Below are 21,155 nucleotides of genomic sequence, written 5' to 3'. Positions count from 1 at the left end.
TCATCCACAAAAAAGCCGCTGTATTTTGCAATACAGCGGCTTTTAAAATCATTATTCTAAATTAATAGATTATGACTTAGGTGCACGACCCGCACGTTTACGTTCGTTTTCTGTAAGGTGTTTCTTACGGATACGAATGTTTAGTGGAGTAACTTCAACTAGCTCGTCATCATCGATGAACTCAAGCGCTTGCTCAAGTGAGTAGTTAAGGTGCGGAGAAAGCGTTTGCGCTTCATCAGTACCAGATGCACGTACGTTAGTTAACTGCTTGCCTTTAAGGGCGTTAACTGTAAGGTCGTTATCACGGTTATGAATACCGATAACCATACCTTCGTATACTTCAACACCGTGACCGATGAATAAACGGCCGCGTTCTTGTAAGTTAAATAATGCGTTTGTAAGTGCTTTACCAGTTGCGTTTGCAATCATTACGCCGTTCTTACGAACGCCGATAGCGCCACCTTTGTGAGGACCATAATGATCGAACGTATGGTACATAAGACCAGAACCCGAAGTAAGTGTCATGAAATCAGTTTGGAAACCAATTAAACCACGGCTAGGGATCATGAAGTCTAAACGCATACGGCCTTTGCCATCTGGAGTCATGTTAGTAAGTTCACCTTTACGTAGGCCAACTTGTTCCATAACAGAACCTTGATGCTCTTCTTGACAGTCAATAGTCACTGTTTCAAACGGTTCTTCTAGAACGCCATCTACAGTACGTAAGATAACTTCTGGACGAGAAACTGAAAGCTCGTAACCTTCACGACGCATGTTTTCGATTAAGATACCTAGGTGTAATTCACCACGACCAGAAACACGGAAGCTATCTGGGCTTGCAGTATCTTCAACGCGAAGTGCTACGTTGTGTACTAATTCTTTGTCTAAACGCTCACGGATATTACGTGACGTTACAAACTTACCTTCTTTACCACAGAAAGGTGAGTTATTTACAGAGAATGTCATTGTTACAGTTGGCTCATCAACACTTAGTGGTGGTAATGCTTCAACGTTTCCTGGGAAACAAACTGTGTCAGAAATCTTAAGCTCACCAATACCTGTTACAGTTACGATGTTACCAGCGTAAGCTCTATCAGTTTCGATACGCTCAAGACCTAGGTAGCTTTGTACTGCACCAATTTTACCATTACGTGTAGTGCCATCAGCACTGATAATAGTAACTTGTTGGTTAGGAGCAACAGAACCACGTTTAATACGACCAATACCAACTACACCAACATAAGAGTTGTAATCTAGTTGAGAAATTTGCATTTGGAAGTCACCTTCAGGATCTGCATCCGGTGGTGATACTTCTTCAACGATCATCTTGAACATAGGTTCCATGTTGTCTGATGGTTCGTCTAAATCTAGTGTTGCCCAACCGTTGATTGCTGAAGCGTAGATTACTTTAAAGTCTAACTGTTCGTCAGTCGCGCCAAGGTTGTCGAATAAATCAAAGATTTGATCCATAACCCAATCTGGACGAGCGCCTGGCTTATCAATTTTATTGATAACGACGATTGGCTTTAAGCCTTGCGCGAATGCTTTTTGCGTAACGAAACGCGTTTGCGGCATTGGACCTTCTTGAGCATCAACAAGTAATAATACTGAGTCAGCCATCGAAAGTACGCGTTCAACTTCACCACCGAAATCGGCGTGTCCCGGGGTATCTACGATATTGATATGGTAGTCATTCCAAGAAATGGCTGTGTTTTTAGCCAAAATGGTAATACCACGTTCTTTCTCAATGTCGTTTGAGTCCATCACGCGCTCTTCGTTACCGCCGCGTGTTTCTAATGTACCTGATTGCTCAAGTAGTTTGTCAACCAGTGTTGTTTTACCATGGTCAACGTGCGCGATAATCGCTATATTTCTTAACTGTTCGATGCTCATATATTTACTCAGAGAAATTAAATTCTCATTGATCCTGCAAGATCTACGCACTCATCCACGCTTTCGCGAGATGTCCCAGCATAGGATTTAAAAGGGCGCATATTATCCCTCATTAATGACATGGATGAAAGTTTATCCAATATAAATTTCAAAACTTTCTCAATACTTTTACTAAGTATCTGTTTTATATATGACAATTATATGAATTAAATTTCAATTTTTTTTTGAAAAACAGCCTTTTTGGCTATTTTGCTGATCTTTTTGGTACTCTTTTGCATTTAGGTTATGCTATTTCCGAGCGATTAAATTAGCAGCAAATTGTGCCCTGTAAATTTTGCACCAAAAAGGAAAATTTACGCACCAACATAGTGCGTTTGTACATTCCATTTTGATGCAACGATATTTTTTTAATTTATAAACAGCTAGTTATAAAAATGGCACAAAATCAGCTTAGTAAATCCCAAAGCAATTATGCAGCAATAACAAAACCCAATAGTTGGAGGACACATGTCACAATCGGTTTTAGATTTTATTAAAGAAAATGACGTCAAGTTCATTGATTTACGCTTTACTGACACTAAGGGTAAAGAACAACATGTATCTATTCCTCATCACCAAGTTGATGAAGACTTTTTTGAAGACGGTAAAATGTTTGACGGTTCTTCAATTGCAGGCTGGAAAGGCATAAACGAATCAGACATGGTATTAATGCCAGTTGCTGAATCAATCAAACTAGACCCTTTCACTGAAGAATCAACATTAATCGTACGTTGTGACGTAGTAGAGCCTTCAACACTTCAAGGTTATGAGCGCGACCCGCGTTCTGTTGCTAAGCGTGCTGAAGATTACATGCGTTCTACAGGTATTGCAGATACAGTTTTATTTGGCCCTGAGCCAGAGTTTTTCGTATTTGACGACGTTAAATACAAATCAGATATGTCTGGTTCTATGTACAAAATTGATTCTAAGCAAGCTGCTTGGAACTCAGATAAAGAATATGCAGATGGCAACACAGGTCACCGTCCAGGTATTAAAGGCGGTTACTTCCCAGTTGCTCCTGTTGATGACTTCCAAGATTGGCGTTCAGCTACGTGTCTAGTTCTAGAAGAAATGGGTCAAGTAGTAGAAGCACATCACCACGAAGTTGCAACAGCAGGTCAAAACGAGATTGCTACTCGCTTTAATACAATGGTATTAAAAGCGGATGAAATCCAAGAAATGAAATATGTTATCCATAACATGGCTCACTTATACGGTAAAACAGCAACGTTTATGCCTAAGCCAGTTGTTGGTGATAACGGTTCTGGTATGCATTGTCACCAGTCACTTGCTAAAGATGGTGTAAACCTTTTTGCTGGTGATAAGTACGGCGGCCTTTCTGAAGATGCGCTTTACTACATTGGCGGTATCATCAAGCATGCTAAAGCAATTAACGCTTTTGCAAACGCCTCTACTAACTCGTACAAACGTTTAGTACCAGGTTTTGAAGCACCAGTTATGCTTGCATACTCTGCACGTAACCGTTCTGCATCAATCCGTATCCCAGTGGTTCCATCTGAAAAAGGTCGTCGTATTGAAGTACGCTTCCCAGATCCAACAGCTAACCCATACCTTGCTTTCTCAGCAATGCTTATGGCTGGCCTTGATGGTATCAAAAACAAGATCCACCCTGGCGATGCTATGGATAAAGATTTATATGACTTACCAGCTGAAGAAGCAGCAGAAATCCCAACTGTTGCAGCATCACTTGACGAAGCACTATCTGCACTTAGCGCAGACCGTGAATTCTTAACTCAAGGTGGTGTATTCACTGATGACTTAATCGATGCTTACATCGAACTTAAATCTAAAGAAGTTGAAAAGCTTAACATGACAACTCACCCAGTTGAGTTTGAAATGTACTACAGCTGTTAATTTAGCTGTATAAAATATGTGTGTTCTCAAGCCCGCTTTGCGGGCTTTTTTAATGGTAAAATTAATCAATCTCCACTAAAGTTAAGTTACCGACAAAAATGCAGGGCTGCAGAGTGAACAACAAGATTTTATTACTATTAATTGCTTTAGGATTAAGCAATTATGGTTACGCTGGTGAAACAAAGATATACGCTTGGAAAGATAAAAATGGCGTATTAGTGTTCTCTGACACCCCTCATAAAGGTGCTAAAGAGGTAAAGCTTACCAGCCAAGATCTTAATATGCCTGCAACAAATACTGACATTTTTGACGAGCAACCCCAGCCTCAACAAGCGGGCTTTAGTATTGCCATTTCCTCACCTGATCATAACCAGACTATTCGTGAAAATACCGGCACTGTTTATGTTACTAGCCGAATAAAACCACGCTTTGAAACTGGTTTTACTATACAACTTTTTATTGATGGCAAAGCACATGGCCCAGCCAGTGACAGTTCAACCTTTGCAATAAGAGATGTAGAACGTGGTGAGCACACACTACAATTAAAGCTTTTTAATAGTAAAAACCAAGTTATTGCTATAAGTGAGCCCTGCATATTTTTTATGCACCGAAAAGGGCTAAACCTAAGTAACTAAATTGGGGCATTACTAAACGTGCAGCAGTGTATTTTACTATATAACTTGCTTGTAAATATCCACGCACTAAAATGGTGCAGCTATGATTAATAATAAAAACTTTAGCCCTGAGCTACTCGATGCTATTTGGCAAAATCAAACAACCGCTATCATGTTGCTTGATAAAAACTTCACCGTTGTCTATGCCAATACCAGTACTAGCGAACTGCTTGGCCTTGGTAACAAGCGCCTATTAGATCAGCCTTTCGACAGTCTTTTTAATTACCATTCAATCGATTTGCAGCGTATAGAACAATACTCATTAGTTGAAGGTGTAGATTGCCAGCAGCACAGAGCTGACGTGGTTTTTAGCGATTCTCGCCATGCAAAAGTAGCCGTAAGTACACGACAAATTAAGTTTGATGGCTCACTTTATATTTTATTTGAGTGGCGCCAAACTGATGACGAAATTAAGCACGACCAAGCGTCTAATCAAATGCATCAATACCAAGCAGCCCGAAATCTAATTAGAGGCTTAGCTCACGAAATTAAAAATCCTTTAGGTGGAATTCGCGGAGCGGCGCAGTTATTGCAGTATGAGGTTGATCAACAAGAAAGAGACCAATGTGCTGAACTTATCATTGAGCAAGCTGACCGATTACGCGAATTAGTAGATAGGCTTTTAGGGCCAAATCAGCTTCCGCAAAAATCGTATGGCAATATACATCAATCACTTGAATCAGTTGCACGACTAAGTACGTTAGATAATTGTTCTAACATTAGCTTGGTTAAGGATTACGACCCAAGCATTCCTGATGTATACATTGATCAAGGTAAAATTCAGCAAGTAGTATTAAACATTGTTCGAAATGCTCAGCAGGCGCTTGTAGATGGCGGTGAAATAACAATAAAAACCCGCATTAATCATCAGCATCGTCGCCCAGGTAAAGCACCTAAAAAAGCCTTGTTGATCCAAATATCTGATAACGGACCAGGTATTGATCCCAGTGTACGTGAAACACTGTTCTACCCTATGATCACCAATAAAGAAGATGGCTCAGGGTTAGGACTCTCAATAGCGCAAACGCTGATAGATCAACATGATGGCTATATAGAATGTGATAGCTGGCCTGGACATACTGAATTTAATATCTATCTGCCATTTGCAGATTAATGTTTGGAGTTTGCATGAAAACAGTTTGGCTTGTAGATGATGATGCTTCTATTCGATTTGTACTTGAAAAAGCACTAACCCGTGCAGGGTTTAACGCAGAAAGCTTTGCTAATGCGCAAGATGTATTAAGCGCATTAAAGTTTAGTCAACCTACTGTTTTAGTTTCGGACGTACGAATGCCTGGTATGGATGGCATGGCGTTGCTTGAGCTTATAGCAGAGCAAAACCCTGGGCTGCCAGTTATTATAATGACTGCCCACTCAGATTTGGACTCTGCAGTTAATGCATTCCAAAAAGGTGCTTTTGAATACCTAGCTAAGCCGTTTGATTTAAACGAAGCAGTGGCGCTAGTCGAGAGCGCATGCAGAGCAAACTCCACTAAAAAAACTAAGCGAAAGCAAGCTCCACCAAAAAGTGCCCACATTATTGGTGAAGCACCCGCTATGCAAGAAGTGTTTAGAGCGATAGGTAAACTATCGGCCTCTAGCATGAGCGTATTAATAAATGGTGAATCTGGCACAGGTAAAGAGCTTGTCGCCAGCGCCCTGCACAACCATAGCCCACGTAAAGAAAATCAATTTATTGCACTTAACATGGCGGCCATTCCAAAAGAGCTTGTTGAGTCAGAGTTATTTGGCCACGAAAAAGGCGCGTTTACGGGCGCCGATAGCGTACGTAAAGGCCGCTTTGAGCAAGCCAATGGCGGTACACTATTTTTAGATGAAATTGGTGATATGCCACTCGATGTGCAAACACGTTTATTACGCGTTCTTGCCGATGGTGAGTTTTATCGCGTTGGTGGCCATCAAAGTATAAAAGTGGACGTACGCATTATTGCAGCTACGCACCAAAACCTTGAAGATTTAGTTAAACAAGGCAAGTTTAGGGATGATTTATTTCATCGTCTTAATGTTGTGCGCCTACGTTTACCCGCTCTTCGAGAGCGTACTGAAGATATAGAAAGCTTATCGCAACACTTTTTACATAAAAGCGCTAAAGAGCTACAAGTAGAAAGTAAAGTACTGAGCCCTAAAGCGACTGAGCAATTACGTTTATTTAATTGGCCAGGTAATGTACGCCAATTAGAAAACACCTGTCGCTGGCTGACAGTTATGGCACCGGGTGAGCTTGTAAGCGAGCAAGATTTACCGCCGGAGATTCTGGATGCTTCACCAACCCAAGAAGAAGGTGATTGGCTCGATGCATTCCAACAATGGCTTAATCAAGAGCTAAAAAAAGGCAAAGAAAATATTTGGCCTGACATTCAAGCTCAACTAGAAACTCGCTTAATAAAAACAGCCCTGGCTAATTGTTCTGGTCATAAGCAAGATGCTGCTATAAAAATTGGTTGGGGACGCAACACGTTGACCCGAAAATTAAAAGAGCGCAATATTAGCTGATTAAACGCTTTTAACACATTTGGTTATTGATGAAGCTAATCGAACATATTCCATTATTCAAACAAATGGAAATTATAAACAGGCTGCACTTTTTTAAAGAATTTACGCTCAGCGAGCGCCAAGTCTTATTGGAGTCGTTCGGCCTGTTATATTTAGTAAGTCAGCATCAATTTTTATTTAAGCAATACGATAACGACAAGCGCTTGTACATTGTACTTAGCGGCGCATTATTAGTATTTAAGCATAACCATTTACTAGAACTTGGCACTATAGAGCCCGGTGAATTTATAGGTGAAGGTGCCTTTATAAATAACCGAGAGCGTAGTACCAGTGCTCGCGCTAAAACCGACACCATAGTACTTGCCATTACCCCTGAAGCACTAACCCGCTTACCTAATGTTATCCGCGAAAAAATTAAAGACCGAATTATTGAAGGTATGAGCCTGCGCATTGCCAAATTAAGCGAGCATATAGAAACTCACGGTTAGTTCAATCCATATAAACAATTTGCAATGAGCAATCAAGCCAACTGGGCTTATTAACGTGCGCAGTAAAAGTGTAAGTATCTGAAGGCTTGGCACCAAAGGGGGTATTTACAAACGGCTGTGAATGACGATATGTTTGCGAATAGGTTTTATAATAAATAACAACGTAACCGTATAAAAACTCCCAACCTAACCTTACAACAGCGCCACTGGGTAAACTAAAGTCAGCATATTTATCTGTAAATGTGACAAGTAAATCATTGTACTTCTCTTCGCTGCATTGAGTTGTTCGTAACTTTTTAGGCATAACAAAGGTAGTACCCGCCACTATATTCTTTAAATAAAAGCCTATATTGCCATCACCATAAAAGTGATTTGAACGAGTCGTGTAGTTAACTTGTGGCTTGTAACCCAGCTCTTGCATTATAGCCGCAAGTTGCTCAGTTTCTTTAGGATAAATCTTATCACTTGATAAGAGTAATGTGGCTTCACCAAAATCAGGTGGGATTGCCAGCTCTACATATTCATAAGGGAGCGATTGTGCTTTTAGCGCAGCATCGAGCTGGTTGCGCTGTTCATCTTGCAAGTTTTCACTAAATACATACACGGTAGGTTGTTGGCACGCAGCTAATAGTAATGCCAACACACATATTAAAATTCCACTTTTCATAGTTACCCCTTTTTGATTACAATTGTAGTCTATTAAAGGTAACTATTTATCGCAATTTAATTTGTTTGGCTATCTAACCAAGCATCAACACTTTTGCGAGTATATAAAACTTCTTTAAATAAACGATGACGTTCAAATTCAAGTTTTGTTTTTCTCGTGGCATCACCACTAACTAAACGGCTATGGGTATCATTGAATTTTGAAATTACAGAAAAACCGCGCTCAGCATTTTCCTTTTGCTCTTTTACTTGATTAGTAAGATGTGACCTAACATCATCTGCGGTCAACATATCTGAATTATCTAAGCCCATTAGCTCTTTTTTCATTGCTAATCTTACGCCCATTTCCTACTCCATTTAATGAAAAATATTTATTCCGCCAAAGTTTTAGCAATTAGCAGGCCATACGTAAAATTAACTGCTGCAAAGATTACTCTTCAATTGCTTCAGTTTTTTTAAAGACAGATAAAATACATAAAAACTTTCGTCGTTATTTCCCTATTACAATTAGCTAAAGTTACTTGCTTTGGTGCAAAAGTAGCTGCAAGCCTTTATACTACAGCTTGTGCGTTACCCCACCGAGAGCAAATATGAACGAAGAATACATAGAAATAGAATTAGAAGAAGAGCCGATTGAGCTCTGTAAATTATTAAAAGTACTAAACTTAGTTGAAGGTGGCGGCCAAGCTAAAAACCTAATTACTGAAGGCTATGTGGGTGTTAACCATGAAATTTGTACAATTAAACGGAAAAAATTATACAGTGGTGATGTACTAGAGTTTGATGGTGAGTTTTTTAAACTCTCACTAAGTGAAGATGCAATCCCTGTAGAAAAACCTGCGGTACAAACTCAAGCAGAGTCAAAGCAAGTTGCACCACAACCAACAAATCAACCAGCTAAAAGTAAGCGTAAGCGAACTAAAAAACCAAAAGTAGATGATAAAACAGGTCGTCGTCCTATTTCATTTGGTTAAGCATTTAAAAGCACTCTTTTTATATAAAAAGGCCAACTTGTATAGTTGGCCTTTTTACTCTTTAATAACCTAATTAATAATAAAAACAAGGTTATAAAATGTCTGTAAACACACCTAAAAATTGGTTTAAACCCGTTGTATGGGCGGCACTCGTATGGAACTTACTTGGCGTTATTGCATTTGCTATGCACATGATGATGACACCCGAAATGATAGGTAAACTTCCGTTAGATCAACAAGCTGCCTACTCTGACATCCCTCTTTGGTCAACCATTGCATTTGCTGTAGCTGTATTTGGAAGCACTTTGGGTTGTCTGTTTTTACTTGCTAAAAACGCGCTGGCAACACCTACTTTTTCGCTATCGCTCGGCGCTATTTTAATTCAGCAATATTATAATTTTGTGGTCATAAATAGTATTGAGCTACTTGGCGCAAGTGCGGTATTTATGCCTATTTTTGTAATCATTATTGCCATCGCTTTACTTTGCTTGAGTATTAAAGGTAAGCAACAAGGTTGGTTACAGTAATTAATAAGGGTCGAAATAACTTTTGACCCTATCTCTTCTTTTAAATCATCTCTTGAAATTAAATTTTTCAGCATCATCTCTACTATAATAACTGTATAAAATTCGTTCTCTAAACGCGATTTTTTACACTGGTATGTACTTTGCAACTCGAACACTACAGAGGTCACTCTTCAAAACATTTTTATAATTCATAAAGGGGCAAATAATGAATAATAGTTTCGATACCCAACATCAGCTCACAATAAATGGTGAGCAATATCATATTCATTCTCTAAAAGGACTTGGCGACAAAGCGAAACGATTGCCCTTTTCCTTAAAAGTACTACTTGAAAACCTTCTTCGTAACGAAGATGGCGTAAATATAAAAGAACAAGACATTCAAGCCCTTCTTAATTGGGATCCTCAAGCAAAGCCTGCATCTGAAGTTGCCTTTACCCCCGCCCGTGTTGTTATGCAAGATTTTACCGGCGTACCCGCTATTGTAGATTTAGCCGCGATGCGTGACGCAATGGAAAAGCTAGGTGGAGATCCTGCAAAAATAAACCCGTTATCGCCTGCTGAACTTGTGATTGACCATTCGGTACAAGTAGATGGCTACGGAAATGATGGTGCATTTGATTTAAATGCAAAACTTGAGTACGACCGAAATAAAGAACGTTACGAATTTTTACGTTGGGGACAAACCGCTTTTGATAATTTAAAAGTAGTGCCACCAGCAACCGGTATTGTTCACCAAGTAAACCTAGAATACTTAGCGCGCGTTGTTTTTAATGAAGAGCGCGACGGCAAAAAATTCGCTTACCCAGATACGCTTGTAGGGACTGACTCTCACACCACCATGATTAATGGCTTAGGCGTGCTTGGTTGGGGTGTAGGCGGCATTGAAGCTGAAGCAGCCATGCTTGGTCAGCCAATTAGCTTACTCATTCCACAAGTAGTAGGTATGAAGCTAAGCGGACGTTTACCTGAAGGTACTACCGCAACCGATTTAGTGTTAACAGTAACCGAAATACTGCGTAATCATGGCGTAGTGGGTAAATTTGTAGAATTTTATGGTGACGGCCTTGCCGACCTACCACTTGCCGATAGAGCAACCATAGCCAATATGGCACCAGAATACGGCGCTACATGTGGTATTTTCCCAATTGATGATGAGACCATTAACTACCTTCGCTTAACAAACCGCGACGAAAAACACTTAAAAGTAATTGAAGATTACGCTAAGCATCAAGGCTTATGGCGTAACGATGGCGACGAAGCTAATTATACCGATACACTTGAGCTTAAATTAGATGACGTTGTACCAAGCCTTGCAGGCCCTAAACGCCCACAAGATAGGATTGCCTTAAACGAAGCTGGCAAAGTTATTGGCGATCATTTAAAAGGCTTCCAAGACGAACGTATGGCTCGTCGTGATAAAAGCGATGAAGAACAAGCTCGTATTGAGAGTGAAGGGCCGACAACAAATCCAGATGAGCCAGTTAACGAAGCGCAGTTTATGGGTGCCGCTAAGGTTAAATTTAAAGGCCAAGAGTTTGAGCTAAACGATGGCGCTTGTGTTATTGCCGCAATTACCAGCTGTACCAACACCTCTAATCCAAGTGTTATTTTAGCTGCTGGTTTGGTTGCTAAAAAAGCAAAACAGTTAGGCATTAATGTAAAACCTTGGGTTAAAACATCACTTGCTCCAGGATCAAAAGTAGTTACCGACTACCTAGAAAAAGCTGGCCTGATGGATGACCTAGAAAGCCTAGGCTTTAACTTAGTTGGCTACGGCTGTACTACGTGTATTGGTAATTCAGGGCCACTTGCAACTGAAATATCAGACGCGATTCAAAAACATAAATTAGTAGTGAGCTCTATTTTATCGGGTAATCGTAACTTTGAAGGGCGTATTCACCAAGATGTTAAAATGAACTTTTTAGCCTCTCCTCCGCTTGTTGTAGCTTATGCCATTGCAGGTAGAACCGATATTGATGTATACAACGAACCCCTTGCTCAAGATGCTAACGGTAACGATATTTACCTTAAAAACATTTGGCCAAGCGTTAAAGAAGTAAGTGACTTAGTTAAAGAAACCGTAACTAAAGAAATGTTTGAAAAAAGCTACGCTAACGTTTACGAAGGCGATAGCCGTTGGCAGCAAATTAAAATACCGGATGGCAAACTTTACGATTGGGATGATGCATCTACCTACATTAAAAAAGCACCCTTTTTTGATGGTATGAAAGTAGAACCACCGGGCATTCCTTCTATCGAAGGTGCACGTTGCTTAGCTAAACTTGGGGATTCAGTAACCACTGACCATATTTCTCCAGCGGGTGCTATTAAAGCAGAAGCGCCAGCAGGTTTATACTTGCAAGAGAAAGGTGTAGATAAAGCGCAATTTAACTCGTACGGCTCACGCCGTGGTAATCACGAAGTAATGATGCGAGGAACGTTCGCTAATGTGCGCCTTAAAAACTTACTAGCTCCTGGTACTGAGGGCGGCGTAACACGTACTCAACCCGGCGATACGCTAGAGAGCATTTATGATGCAGCAATGGAGTATCAAAAAAATAATACTCCACTCATTATTTTAGCGGGCAAAGAATATGGCACGGGTTCATCTCGTGACTGGGCTGCTAAAGGTTCACTTTTATTAGGCGTTAAAGCCGTTGTAGCACAAAGCTATGAACGTATTCATCGCTCTAACTTAATTGGTATGGGTGTATTACCGCTGCAATTTAAAGAGGGTGAAAGCTACGAGACACATGGGTTAACAGGGCAAGAACAATTTGATATTGATGGCCTGTACGATAAAACCGATGAAGTTACCGTTATTGCCACAAATGCCGAAGGTAAAAAAGTAACCTTGAGTGCAGACGTACGTATTGATACCCCTAAAGAGTGGGATTACTACAAACACGGCGGCATTTTACAATATGTACTGCGTAATATGCTCGACTAACAAAGACAGTAGTTAATCATTTAAAAGCCCAGCTTAGTAATAAGCTGGGCTTTTTTATATGTGTTGTTTGTTGTCTTAAATCAATGCTAAACATTTAAAGCGTGCCTACTGAGGTAACTATGTCGCAAACAATGATAATTAGGCTGCTTAAAACAACAATAATGCTTGGGTTGTGCCTTATCGTGACTGGCCATACTTTAATTGTGTCGAACTACTTTACTGTCGAGCATGGTATTAAAGGAATAATTACAGCGACGGCATGCATTGCTGTAGGCGTGCTGCTGTCGCTTCCCACTAAAATATATTTAACAGTATTATTGATGGAAGCCGAAAAACGTTATTTAAAAAACCATAAAAGCACTCATTCTAAATAATTAAAGTGCACTTAAATTATTAATTTCTTTATTACGTTTTTCTAGTTTGTCTTTTACATTTTCGGCGTCATTAAATAGCTTTTTAACCGAATCTGGGTTCAAAATACTGATCCCCTCTGGTGCAGCCGATATTGTGTTTGGAGTTGAAGAGGTATTTAAAATAGACGTGTCTTCTGCAGCAATAACTGTAATATCTTTAGGATCGAGTTTTACTTCAATACTTTTTACATGCGGGTTAGGTGTATCAGAAAAGTGCCATTGGCCTGTTTCGTCTTGCCACTTAAAAATTTTACCACTTGGGGTAGCATTTGCAGCAATTGGTTCATCAGAAATACTGCTCGCAATTTTATCGCCAGCTTGCTGAACGCCCTGCACTGCTTGGTCCAAAGTACTGCTAGATAGCGCGACCATTCTTTCTTTAATTTGCTGAGATTCACTGCTAATTGATGATGCAGAAAGCCATGTTTGACCATCGGGCTTTTTTAGATAAAACAAAGAGATGACTGCAATAGCCATAATTGATATAGCTAAGTAGGTAAAGTATTTCATAGCGTTCCTGCTTTAATTAATCCTTTAATGCCTTGAGTCTAATAAAAAATACTTAATTAGGCAATTTTTTGTACCCGAATAAAAGAAAATAAAAACGCAGCCGAAGCTGCGTTTTTATTTGCGATTTAACTACATCGTAGTGACGTTAAATACCGTCACCATCCATGTGCAGTCCGCATTCTCGGTTTAAGCCAAAAAAGCGAGTTTCTTCCTCTGTCATTCCTGGTTCTAATTTACGTGTTGTATGTACGTCACCCATCGATACATAACCTTGTTCCCATAATGGGTGGTAAGGTAAATCATGCTTAGTCAGGTACTGATACACGTCGCGGTTAGACCATTCAATAATCGGGTACACTTTAACGGTACCACGGCTTATTTCTACAAACTGTTTATCAGCACGTGTAGATGATTGATCGCGACGCAAACCACTAAACCACGTGCCCGCTTCGATCTCTTTAAGTGCGCGGGTCATCGGCTCAACTTTATTAAGCTGGTTATATTGCTTAATGCCGTCCTCGCCTTGCTCCCACAACTTGCCAAACTTAGCTTCTTGCCATGCTGGGCTTAGCTGCGCTCTATACACCTTTAAGTTAAGTGATAAACGCTCACTCATTTGTTCAATAAACTGATACGTTTCAGGAAATAAATAGCCTGTATCGGTTAATACAACGGGAATATCTGGACGTTGTGAGGTCATTAAATGCAGCATTACTGCCGCTTGAATACCAAAGCTAGATGATAAAAAAGCCGTATTAGGCAAGTTATCAAGCGCCCATGCAACACGCTGTTCTGCGCTCATATTCGCTAGCAAACCATTAGCATCAGCTAACATAGCCGCTTGGCTTTGTTTATCTAGCTGTAAAATGTTTTTAAATTCACTCATGGTAAATTCCAAACCTCACCAGCGCTTTGGCGCTGGTATTTAATTAAGCGTGAAAATCGGTTACTGATACTTTTACTTCAGCAACTATGCCTTTGCGTATAACAAAGTCACCAAAACACTCACCATCGTTACGCTCTTTTGCCCATTGCCCAATGAGCTTATCGAATGCTTCTAGGTAAACGTCTTCGCCTACGTTCTCAAGGTACAATTTAGGAATACGTGTACCTTCTAAATTACCACCTAGGTAAACGTTGTACTTACCTGGGCCTTTACCCACTAAACCAGCTTCTGCAAGCATTGCGCGGCCACAACCGTTAGGGCAACCTACAACGCGCATAATAATGCTGTCATCTGGTATACCGTGCTTGGCAAGTAATGCTTCAGTTTTTTCTACTAGGCTTGGTAAGTAACGCTCTGCTTCGGCCATTGCAAGTGGGCACGTTGGCAGTGAAACACACGCCATAGAATTTTTACGCTGCTGCGAATCTTTGTCGTCAATCAGGCCATGGCTACGTGCAATCTCTTCAATCACGGCTTTTTGATCTGCAGGTACGCCAGCAATAATTAAGTTTTGGTTTGCCGTCATACGCATGTCACCTTGGTGAACTTCTGCGATTTTACGACAACCTGTTTTAAGCGGCTTGCCTGGGTAGTCTAAAATACGACCACTTTGAATAAATAGCGTTAAGTGGTGCTTACCATCAATGCCTTCAACCCAACCAATGCGGTCGCCACGATGAGTAAACTCAAACGGACGGCTTGGTGCAAACGTAACGCCTGAGCGCTTTTCAACTTCTGCTTTAAATACATCAACGCCAACACGGTCTAATGTGTATTTAGTTTTTGCATTTTTACGGTTTGAACGATTACCCCAATCGCGCTGCACAGATACAACATGCTCTGCAATTTTTAAGGTATCTTCGAGCGTAATAAAGCCAAAGTCATCAGCCTTACGCGGATACGTAGCCGTATCACCGTGAGTCATGGCAAGGCCACCACCAACAAGTACGTTAAAGCCAACAAGCTTTCCGTTATCAGCAATTGCCACAAAGTTTAAGTCATTCGCATGCACATCAACTTCGTTATTAGGCGGAATGGTTACCGTTGTTTTAAATTTACGCGGTAAGTAGTTAGATCCTAAAATTGGCTCTTCTGTGGTTTCTGCCTTTTCGCCATTTAGCCAAATTTCAGCATACGCTTTCGTTTTTGGTAATAAATGTTCAGAAATTTTTGCAGCCCAGTCGTAAGCTTCTTGGTGTAACTCAGACTCAACAGGGTTAGTAGTACAAAGCACGTTACGGTTAACATCGCCCGCAGTTGCAATAGAGTCTATACCTACGCTGTTAAGCATTTGGTGCATGCCTTTAATATTCGGCTTTAATACACCATGAAACTGAAACGTTTGACGCGTAGTTAGACGAATGCTGCCGTAGCTTGTTTTTTCATCAGCAAACTTATCAATTGCTAACCACTGCTCTGGCTTAATAATACCGCCAGGCATACGTGCACGTAACATTACATTATGTAGCGGCTCTAGCTTTTGCTTAGCACGCTCACCACGTATATCGCGGTCATCTTGTTGGTACATGCCATGAAAACGTATTAACTGAAAGTTATCGGCAGTAAAACCACCGGTAATTTCGTCTTTTAAATCTTGCTCTATGGTGCCACGTAAAAAGTTACTTTCTCTTTTCAAACGTTCGTTATCAGAAAGTTTTACGTTTTTATCTTGTTCGCTCATTTTAAATCCTAAATTTGTTACAGTGACGGCTGCTAGCTGTTAAATAAAATAAGAAACGTGATTAATACACGTCTTTCTGATAGCGGTTTGCGCTACGCAAATCTTTTAAATATTGCTCTGCGTCTTCATTGCTCTTGCCTGTGTTTTCTTTAACGATATCAACCAAGGCGTTGTGTACATCTTTTGCCATGCGATTTGCATCGCCACAAATATAAAAGTGAGCGCCGGCTTCTAACCACTCAAACACGTCTTTACTGTTACTGCGTAATTTGTCTTGTACGTATACTTTTTCTGCTTGGTCACGGCTAAATGCAACATCTACTTTGTTAAGTAAACCCGATTTTAAATAACCCTGTATTTCTACTTGGTATAAAAAGTCTTGAGTGAAATGTGGGTTACCAAAGAACAACCAGTTTTTGCCTTGCGCTTCACGCGAATCACGCTCTTGTAAAAATGCACGGAACGGCGCAATACCCGTACCAGGACCAACCATAATCACCGGTGTATCATCGTTAGTTGGTAGGCGGAAATTGTCGTTGTGTTCGCTAAATACTTTAACTTTACAACCTTCTTCTGCACGACGAGTTAAGTAACCAGTACAGCCACCTAAATGCTCGCTATCAAATGCATCAAACTGCACTAGACCTAGTGTTAAATGTACTTCGTCTTCAACCTCAGCTTGGCTAGATGCAATTGAGTACAAACGAGCTTGTAGTTTACGTAGGCAATCTACTAATGTTTGCGCATCAATCTTTGCTGGATTTTGGCGAATCACATCAAATATTTGGCGAGGTTCAATATACGCACGCATTGCCGCTTTATCTTCTACAAGCTTTAATAATTCAGGCGTACCTGTTGCTGTTGCGTATTTTTCTACAAAACCTGGGTACGACTGAGTCAGCTCTAGTTTTTCAATAAGTGCATCGCGTACGCTTAGCTCTTCATCACCTACTTTTACAATGCTTGTTGCATCTATTTGAGTAAGTGTAAGTACTTCATCAACTAATACATCGTCATTTAAAAAGTACACACCTAATGAATCACCTGGCGTGTAAGTAATGTCAGAACCTTCAAGCGAAATTTCAACGTGGCGTACATCTTTAGTCGAGTCGCGACCGGTAATTTTTTGAACAGTTAATAGCTCTGCTTCAAATGGATTTTGTTTTGTATATTGGCTTGCTGCAGAGGTAGGAGCGCCAAATGGCATTGATACAACTTGACCACCAGCGGCTTCTTGCTGCGCTTTTAAATCAGGTTCAAATGCATCAACTGCACCGGCGATCCACGTAGCGGCTTCATCTTCGTAATCTACATCTAAATCAGCACGTTGATAGATAGTTTGTGCACCGAGTTTATTTAAACGCTCTTCAAAATCTTTTGCTGTCTGGCAGAAAAACTCATAGCTAGAATCACCTAAGCCAATAACCGCTATTTTCACATCGTCTAGTTTTGGCGCTTTTTTAGTGGCTAAAAATTCGTGGAGTGTTTCTGCGTCTTCTGGTGGCTCACCTTCGCCGTAAGTAGATACAACGATAGTTAAAAACTTTTCTTTTTTCAGGGCTGTTGGTTTGTAATCTGACATGCTAACAAGCTTAACTGCTAAGCCTCGCGACTCAGCCTGCTCTTTCATTTTGGTAGCTACACCTTTTGCGTTACCTGTTTGCGAACCATATAAAATAGTTAGCGCTGCTGCATCACCCGCAGCCGGTACGCCTGCCGTAGGAGCACCTAACGCAGCTGAATTAGCATTTGCAGCTAAGTAACCACTTACCCACGCTTGTTGAATTGGATTAAGTTCAGCCACTAAACCTTGCAGCTTTTGTACTTGATCTTGCGATAGCGGGCTTGCCGCAGCATTTAGTTGACCTAACAACATGAATCGATTCCCCATAACCCTGAAAATTAAACACAACACACTTTGTGTATTGTTAAAAATGAGTTTTACCTCATCCAGAGCGTATCTGTTGAGGTTTTCTAAGTTAGTAGGATAACGGGCTCAGCATAGATAAAAAAAGAATAGAATCTGCTTTGATATTCCATTTAGTTATTAATTTATAAAAATACCTTCAAAAACAGATTAAAGACTTGTTATTGCTTTTTACTGCACTTTAAATTAACAATTTTGTAACCTAACTAATGTAGGGTATATTCTTCATTCAAAATAAAAATAGGAACAACTATGTTACACGGGAAATATAAAAATAATCTACTTAGTACCGCTTTGTTACTTGGCTCATTACCTGTAATGGCCAATGTAGCTAATGGCGGATTTGAACAATGGTCAGGTAATACACCTAGCTCTTGGAGCACTATTGATAGCGGAATCAGCTTAACGCGCTCAACTAGTACAGTTAAAAGCGGTAGTAGCTCTGCTGCTGTCAATGTAACAACAGGATCGCAAAGTAACACTGATTTACTACAACAGGTTGCTGTAGAAGCTGGTAAAACCTATAACTTTTCGGCTGATGTTTACCACACCGAAGGTAAAATTAAAGCGCGCTTATATGTAGATGGCTATCAAGGCTATTCAAATCAAGCACAAACTAACCAATGGCAAACAATTAGCCATAGCTATACAGCAAGCAGTGATAAAACAATTAGTGTTGGGCTTAGGTTTTACGATGTAAGTGGATTTGATGGCAGCGAAACCGTATACGTAGATAACTTTTTACCAAATACTGATGGCAACGCATCAACAAGTTGCACCGACAATAGCCTTACTTTAACGCTTAACACCGATAATTACGGTAGCGAAACTAGCTGGGCCGTTAATAATAATCAAGGTAGCGCTGTTGCTAACGGCAGTGGTTACGCATCAAACACTCAGTATGATGAGCAAATATGCCTAACTGATGGTACTTACACACTTGTTATTAGCGACAGTTACGGCGATGGTATGTGTTGTTCAACAGGTAGTGGCAGTTATGCGCTTAAGCAAGGCTCTACCACACTTGCTAACGGTGCAAGTTTTAATAATACAGACAGCACGGCATTTACTTTAGGTAGTGGCTCTGGTGATGGCGGCGGGACCAACCCGACACCCACTGGCTACTATGTTACTGCTCAAGGGTTATCAGGTTATGCACTAAAAACTGAGCTTTATAATATTATTAAAGATCATAATGCACAGGGTTACTCAGCTATTTGGAATTTTTACGACTCATCTGCACGTGATAAATACTTTGAAAACGATAACAGCATTTTAGATATGTATAGCGAAAAACCAAACGGCTCAGATAGCTACAATTATACTGCGGTGAGCGATCAATGTGGTAACTATAGTGGAGAAGGCGGTTGTTACAACCGTGAACATTCATTTCCTAAAAGCTGGTTTGGCGGCACTATTGAACCAATGAACTCAGATGTGCATCATATTTACGCAACCGACGGTTATGTAAACTCAAAACGTAGTAACTTCCCATTTGGTGAAGTAGCAAGCGCTTCATTTACATCAACTAACGGAAGTAAATTAGGTTCTGCCTCAAGTTCATTAAATTACTCAGGTACTGTATTTGAGCCAATTGACGAATTTAAAGGTGACTTTGCACGTGCTTATTTTTACATGGCAACGCGCTACGAAAATGTAATAGGCACTTGGCAAACCAAAACGACCTCAAGTAATGCTGTGCTTAATGGTTCAAGCAACCAAGTGTTTGAAAGCTGGGTTGTAGCCATGCTGCTTAACTGGCATAACAGCGATCCTGTAAGCCAAATGGAACTTGACCGTAACCAAGCAGCCTTTGAATTTCAAGGTAATCGTAACCCGTATATCGACCACCCTGAATTTGTAGAAATGATTTGGTAAAAGTTAGCAGTTAAAACAAAAGCCTTTGCAAATGCAAAGGCTTTACCTTTTAGCGTGTAATATTTTTATAAACACAATGCTTTAAGCTAATTATAAGAAACAGCTGCAATAAGTGATTTTTCAGCTCTGTTTTTCATCAACGTTAAAAGTGAATGATGAAAATCTTGAAATATCACCTCACCCCATATTCGCGAATAAACACCAAAATTTGTATTATCTTGCACGGTCGTTTTTAACGTTAAAATCGTATTGCCGCTTTTATCTTCACTTAGCTGATAACCACCGTAAAGTGGAGAAAAGTATTCACCGCCAAGTTTTACGTGTTTATCGAGTGCGTCATCGGGAATAGCATCTGGGTCTATGTCAAATCTATAAAGCATCTGTTTATTTGGTTGCCAGTCCGTAATAACTTCTTTAAATATAACCCCTTTTTGCCAAGTACTTGTGCGAACAGCGCCTATACCGCTTGCATTCATACTTGCCTTTAATGGCTTTGGTACACCAATTAATTGAGTGAGTGAAAAAGGCACTTCCTGTGGTTTTATGTCACTCACATTAGCTAACTGCTGCCACACAACATTGATGGGCGCGTTAATAGCTATTGAATTTGTTACTTCGTATGTTTTTGATAAATGTAAAAAGTTAACTTCAATAGGTGAGAGCAATATAGGTAACAACGCGATTGATAATAAAGAACTATTCGCTTTTTTTATTTCACGCTTTCTAACAAAACCCGCAAGTAATCCACCAATGCTGGCAAAAAACATAAAAGCAGGCAAAGCCATAGCCACACAAATGCTCCCTTCAAGCAAAGTAATTACACTTACAAATAAAAAAACAAAAATAGGCTGCCAAGCAATCGTGACCATTTGCCTTTTAGTTAATGTTTTTGAGCTCTTAAATTCAAAGTGAACACGAATATAACCAATTGCAACGGGCACTAAAAACATAAATGATATAGAGACTAGGCTACTTAAATTATAAGTATCAAGTAGCTCTATAAACAGCCGCATAAATATGCCGTAAAGCGTACCAAGTAAAATACCAATTGATTTAGGGGAGTTGAGTTGCATGTCTATTCTTTATTGTTATTAACAATCAGAAAGTAACAGAAGTATTATTCCACCACAAATAAAACAATATTAACGGCTCCTGCAAGCAAATAGCTTGAAATAAAACGGCTTTCACAGCCACTAAGAC

18 protein-coding genes are annotated in these 21,155 nt (G+C 40.1%); 10 read left to right on the top strand and 8 right to left on the bottom strand.

Annotation, left to right across the window (positions count from 1 at the left end):
* Positions 1-69: 69 nt before the first annotated feature.
* Positions 70-1,893, bottom strand: a complete 1,824-nt coding sequence (gene typA / locus GQR47_RS07105; protein WP_002961123.1) for a translational GTPase TypA — start codon at positions 1,891-1,893, stop codon at positions 70-72.
* A 507-nt stretch (positions 1,894-2,400) separates the two neighbouring features.
* On the opposite strand from typA, the gene glnA reads away from it, so the two are divergent.
* The 5 genes from glnA to GQR47_RS07080 all read left to right on the top strand — a co-directional run bounded on the left by glnA (position 2,401) and on the right by GQR47_RS07080 (position 7,483).
* Positions 2,401-3,807 carry a glutamate--ammonia ligase gene (gene glnA, locus GQR47_RS07100; RefSeq protein ID WP_002961121.1) on the top strand — a complete coding sequence of 469 codons (1,407 nt, stop codon included), beginning with the start codon at positions 2,401-2,403 and terminating at the stop codon, positions 3,805-3,807.
* Positions 3,808-3,920: 113 nt separating this feature from the next.
* Positions 3,921-4,442 (top strand): DUF4124 domain-containing protein, encoded by a 522-nt coding sequence (locus GQR47_RS07095; protein ID WP_138489940.1) that lies wholly within the window; start codon positions 3,921-3,923, stop codon positions 4,440-4,442.
* Positions 4,443-4,524: 82 nt separating this feature from the next.
* Positions 4,525-5,595, top strand: a complete 1,071-nt coding sequence (gene glnL / locus GQR47_RS07090; RefSeq protein ID WP_002961118.1) for a nitrogen regulation protein NR(II) — start codon at positions 4,525-4,527, stop codon at positions 5,593-5,595.
* A gap of 14 nt (positions 5,596-5,609) precedes the next feature.
* Complete coding sequence (gene ntrC, locus GQR47_RS07085; RefSeq protein ID WP_002961117.1) at positions 5,610-6,995, top strand: nitrogen regulation protein NR(I); 1,386 nt, start codon at positions 5,610-5,612, stop codon at positions 6,993-6,995.
* Between the two features lie 29 nt (positions 6,996-7,024).
* The gene (locus GQR47_RS07080) at positions 7,025-7,483 is read left to right on the top strand and encodes a cyclic nucleotide-binding domain-containing protein (protein ID WP_002961116.1); all 459 of its coding nucleotides are present in this window, start codon (positions 7,025-7,027) and stop codon (positions 7,481-7,483) included.
* A 1-nt stretch (position 7,484) separates the two neighbouring features.
* Here the strand turns inward: GQR47_RS07080 and GQR47_RS07075 are convergent, their stop codons facing one another.
* Positions 7,485-8,150, bottom strand: a complete 666-nt coding sequence (locus GQR47_RS07075) for a hypothetical protein (protein ID WP_154903742.1) — start codon at positions 8,148-8,150, stop codon at positions 7,485-7,487.
* 56 nt (positions 8,151-8,206) lie between these two features.
* Entirely contained in the window at positions 8,207-8,494 is a 288-nt protein-coding gene (locus tag GQR47_RS07070; RefSeq protein WP_165723664.1) for a hypothetical protein, read from the bottom strand.
* A 245-nt stretch (positions 8,495-8,739) separates the two neighbouring features.
* Here GQR47_RS07070 and GQR47_RS07065 point away from each other — a divergent pair, with 245 nt between their 5' ends.
* The 4 genes from GQR47_RS07065 to GQR47_RS07050 all read left to right on the top strand — a co-directional run bounded on the left by GQR47_RS07065 (position 8,740) and on the right by GQR47_RS07050 (position 12,974).
* The gene (locus GQR47_RS07065; protein ID WP_154903740.1) at positions 8,740-9,123 is read left to right on the top strand and encodes an RNA-binding S4 domain-containing protein; all 384 of its coding nucleotides are present in this window, start codon (positions 8,740-8,742) and stop codon (positions 9,121-9,123) included.
* A gap of 98 nt (positions 9,124-9,221) precedes the next feature.
* Positions 9,222-9,650, top strand: a complete 429-nt coding sequence (locus GQR47_RS07060; protein WP_154903739.1) for a hypothetical protein — start codon at positions 9,222-9,224, stop codon at positions 9,648-9,650.
* A gap of 205 nt (positions 9,651-9,855) precedes the next feature.
* Positions 9,856-12,600 carry an aconitate hydratase AcnA gene (gene acnA / locus GQR47_RS07055; RefSeq protein ID WP_002961112.1) on the top strand — a complete coding sequence of 915 codons (2,745 nt, stop codon included), beginning with the start codon at positions 9,856-9,858 and terminating at the stop codon, positions 12,598-12,600.
* A 119-nt stretch (positions 12,601-12,719) separates the two neighbouring features.
* On the top strand, positions 12,720-12,974 hold the full coding sequence (locus GQR47_RS07050) for a hypothetical protein (protein ID WP_154903738.1): 255 nt from the start codon (positions 12,720-12,722) through the stop codon (positions 12,972-12,974).
* On the opposite strand, the gene GQR47_RS07045 is transcribed toward GQR47_RS07050, so the two are convergent.
* The 4 genes from GQR47_RS07045 to GQR47_RS07030 all read right to left on the bottom strand — a co-directional run bounded on the left by GQR47_RS07045 (position 12,975) and on the right by GQR47_RS07030 (position 18,026).
* A complete protein-coding gene (locus tag GQR47_RS07045; RefSeq protein ID WP_154903737.1) occupies positions 12,975-13,523 on the bottom strand; it encodes a DUF4124 domain-containing protein in 549 nt (182 codons plus the stop codon).
* A gap of 145 nt (positions 13,524-13,668) precedes the next feature.
* Complete coding sequence (locus tag GQR47_RS07040) at positions 13,669-14,409, bottom strand: phosphoadenylyl-sulfate reductase (RefSeq protein WP_002961106.1); 741 nt, start codon at positions 14,407-14,409, stop codon at positions 13,669-13,671.
* Positions 14,410-14,452: 43 nt separating this feature from the next.
* On the bottom strand, positions 14,453-16,150 hold the full coding sequence (gene cysI / locus GQR47_RS07035) for an assimilatory sulfite reductase (NADPH) hemoprotein subunit (protein ID WP_002961104.1): 1,698 nt from the start codon (positions 16,148-16,150) through the stop codon (positions 14,453-14,455).
* A gap of 61 nt (positions 16,151-16,211) precedes the next feature.
* Complete coding sequence (locus GQR47_RS07030) at positions 16,212-18,026, bottom strand: assimilatory sulfite reductase (NADPH) flavoprotein subunit (RefSeq protein ID WP_138489932.1); 1,815 nt, start codon at positions 18,024-18,026, stop codon at positions 16,212-16,214.
* Positions 18,027-18,329: 303 nt separating this feature from the next.
* Between GQR47_RS07030 and GQR47_RS07025 the strand changes: the two genes are divergently transcribed.
* The gene (locus tag GQR47_RS07025; protein ID WP_165723663.1) at positions 18,330-19,955 is read left to right on the top strand and encodes an endonuclease; all 1,626 of its coding nucleotides are present in this window, start codon (positions 18,330-18,332) and stop codon (positions 19,953-19,955) included.
* 86 nt (positions 19,956-20,041) lie between these two features.
* Here the strand turns inward: GQR47_RS07025 and GQR47_RS07020 are convergent, their stop codons facing one another.
* Positions 20,042-21,028 (bottom strand): hypothetical protein, encoded by a 987-nt coding sequence (locus GQR47_RS07020; RefSeq protein ID WP_165723662.1) that lies wholly within the window; start codon positions 21,026-21,028, stop codon positions 20,042-20,044.
* Positions 21,029-21,155: the final 127 nt, after the last annotated feature.

Origin of the sequence: Pseudoalteromonas sp. Z1A2, assembly GCF_011378755.1 — a bacterium.
Classification (GTDB): Bacteria; Pseudomonadota; Gammaproteobacteria; order Enterobacterales; family Alteromonadaceae; genus Pseudoalteromonas; species Pseudoalteromonas distincta.
The sequence above is the reverse complement of the archived record's forward strand: the minus strand, read 5'-3'. Positions and strand labels throughout refer to the sequence as shown.

Excerpts from the sequence above, each read along its gene's own strand:
- typA (WP_002961123.1), bottom strand. The coding sequence starts at position 1,893 with ATGAGCATCGAACAGTTAAGAAATATAGCGATTATCGCGCACGTTGAC.
- glnA (WP_002961121.1), top strand. The coding sequence starts at position 2,401 with ATGTCACAATCGGTTTTAGATTTTATTAAAGAAAATGACGTCAAGTTC.
- glnL (WP_002961118.1), top strand. The coding sequence starts at position 4,525 with ATGATTAATAATAAAAACTTTAGCCCTGAGCTACTCGATGCTATTTGG.
- ntrC (WP_002961117.1), top strand. The coding sequence starts at position 5,610 with ATGAAAACAGTTTGGCTTGTAGATGATGATGCTTCTATTCGATTTGTA.
- GQR47_RS07080 (WP_002961116.1), top strand. The coding sequence starts at position 7,025 with ATGAAGCTAATCGAACATATTCCATTATTCAAACAAATGGAAATTATA.
- GQR47_RS07075 (WP_154903742.1), bottom strand. The coding sequence starts at position 8,150 with ATGAAAAGTGGAATTTTAATATGTGTGTTGGCATTACTATTAGCTGCG.
- GQR47_RS07070 (WP_165723664.1), bottom strand. The coding sequence starts at position 8,494 with ATGGGCGTAAGATTAGCAATGAAAAAAGAGCTAATGGGCTTAGATAAT.
- GQR47_RS07065 (WP_154903740.1), top strand. The coding sequence starts at position 8,740 with ATGAACGAAGAATACATAGAAATAGAATTAGAAGAAGAGCCGATTGAG.
- GQR47_RS07060 (WP_154903739.1), top strand. The coding sequence starts at position 9,222 with ATGTCTGTAAACACACCTAAAAATTGGTTTAAACCCGTTGTATGGGCG.
- acnA (WP_002961112.1), top strand. The coding sequence starts at position 9,856 with ATGAATAATAGTTTCGATACCCAACATCAGCTCACAATAAATGGTGAG.
- GQR47_RS07050 (WP_154903738.1), top strand. The coding sequence starts at position 12,720 with ATGTCGCAAACAATGATAATTAGGCTGCTTAAAACAACAATAATGCTT.
- GQR47_RS07045 (WP_154903737.1), bottom strand. The coding sequence starts at position 13,523 with ATGAAATACTTTACCTACTTAGCTATATCAATTATGGCTATTGCAGTC.
- GQR47_RS07040 (WP_002961106.1), bottom strand. The coding sequence starts at position 14,409 with ATGAGTGAATTTAAAAACATTTTACAGCTAGATAAACAAAGCCAAGCG.
- cysI (WP_002961104.1), bottom strand. The coding sequence starts at position 16,150 with ATGAGCGAACAAGATAAAAACGTAAAACTTTCTGATAACGAACGTTTG.
- GQR47_RS07030 (WP_138489932.1), bottom strand. The coding sequence starts at position 18,026 with ATGTTGTTAGGTCAACTAAATGCTGCGGCAAGCCCGCTATCGCAAGAT.
- GQR47_RS07025 (WP_165723663.1), top strand. The coding sequence starts at position 18,330 with ATGTTACACGGGAAATATAAAAATAATCTACTTAGTACCGCTTTGTTA.
- GQR47_RS07020 (WP_165723662.1), bottom strand. The coding sequence starts at position 21,028 with ATGCAACTCAACTCCCCTAAATCAATTGGTATTTTACTTGGTACGCTT.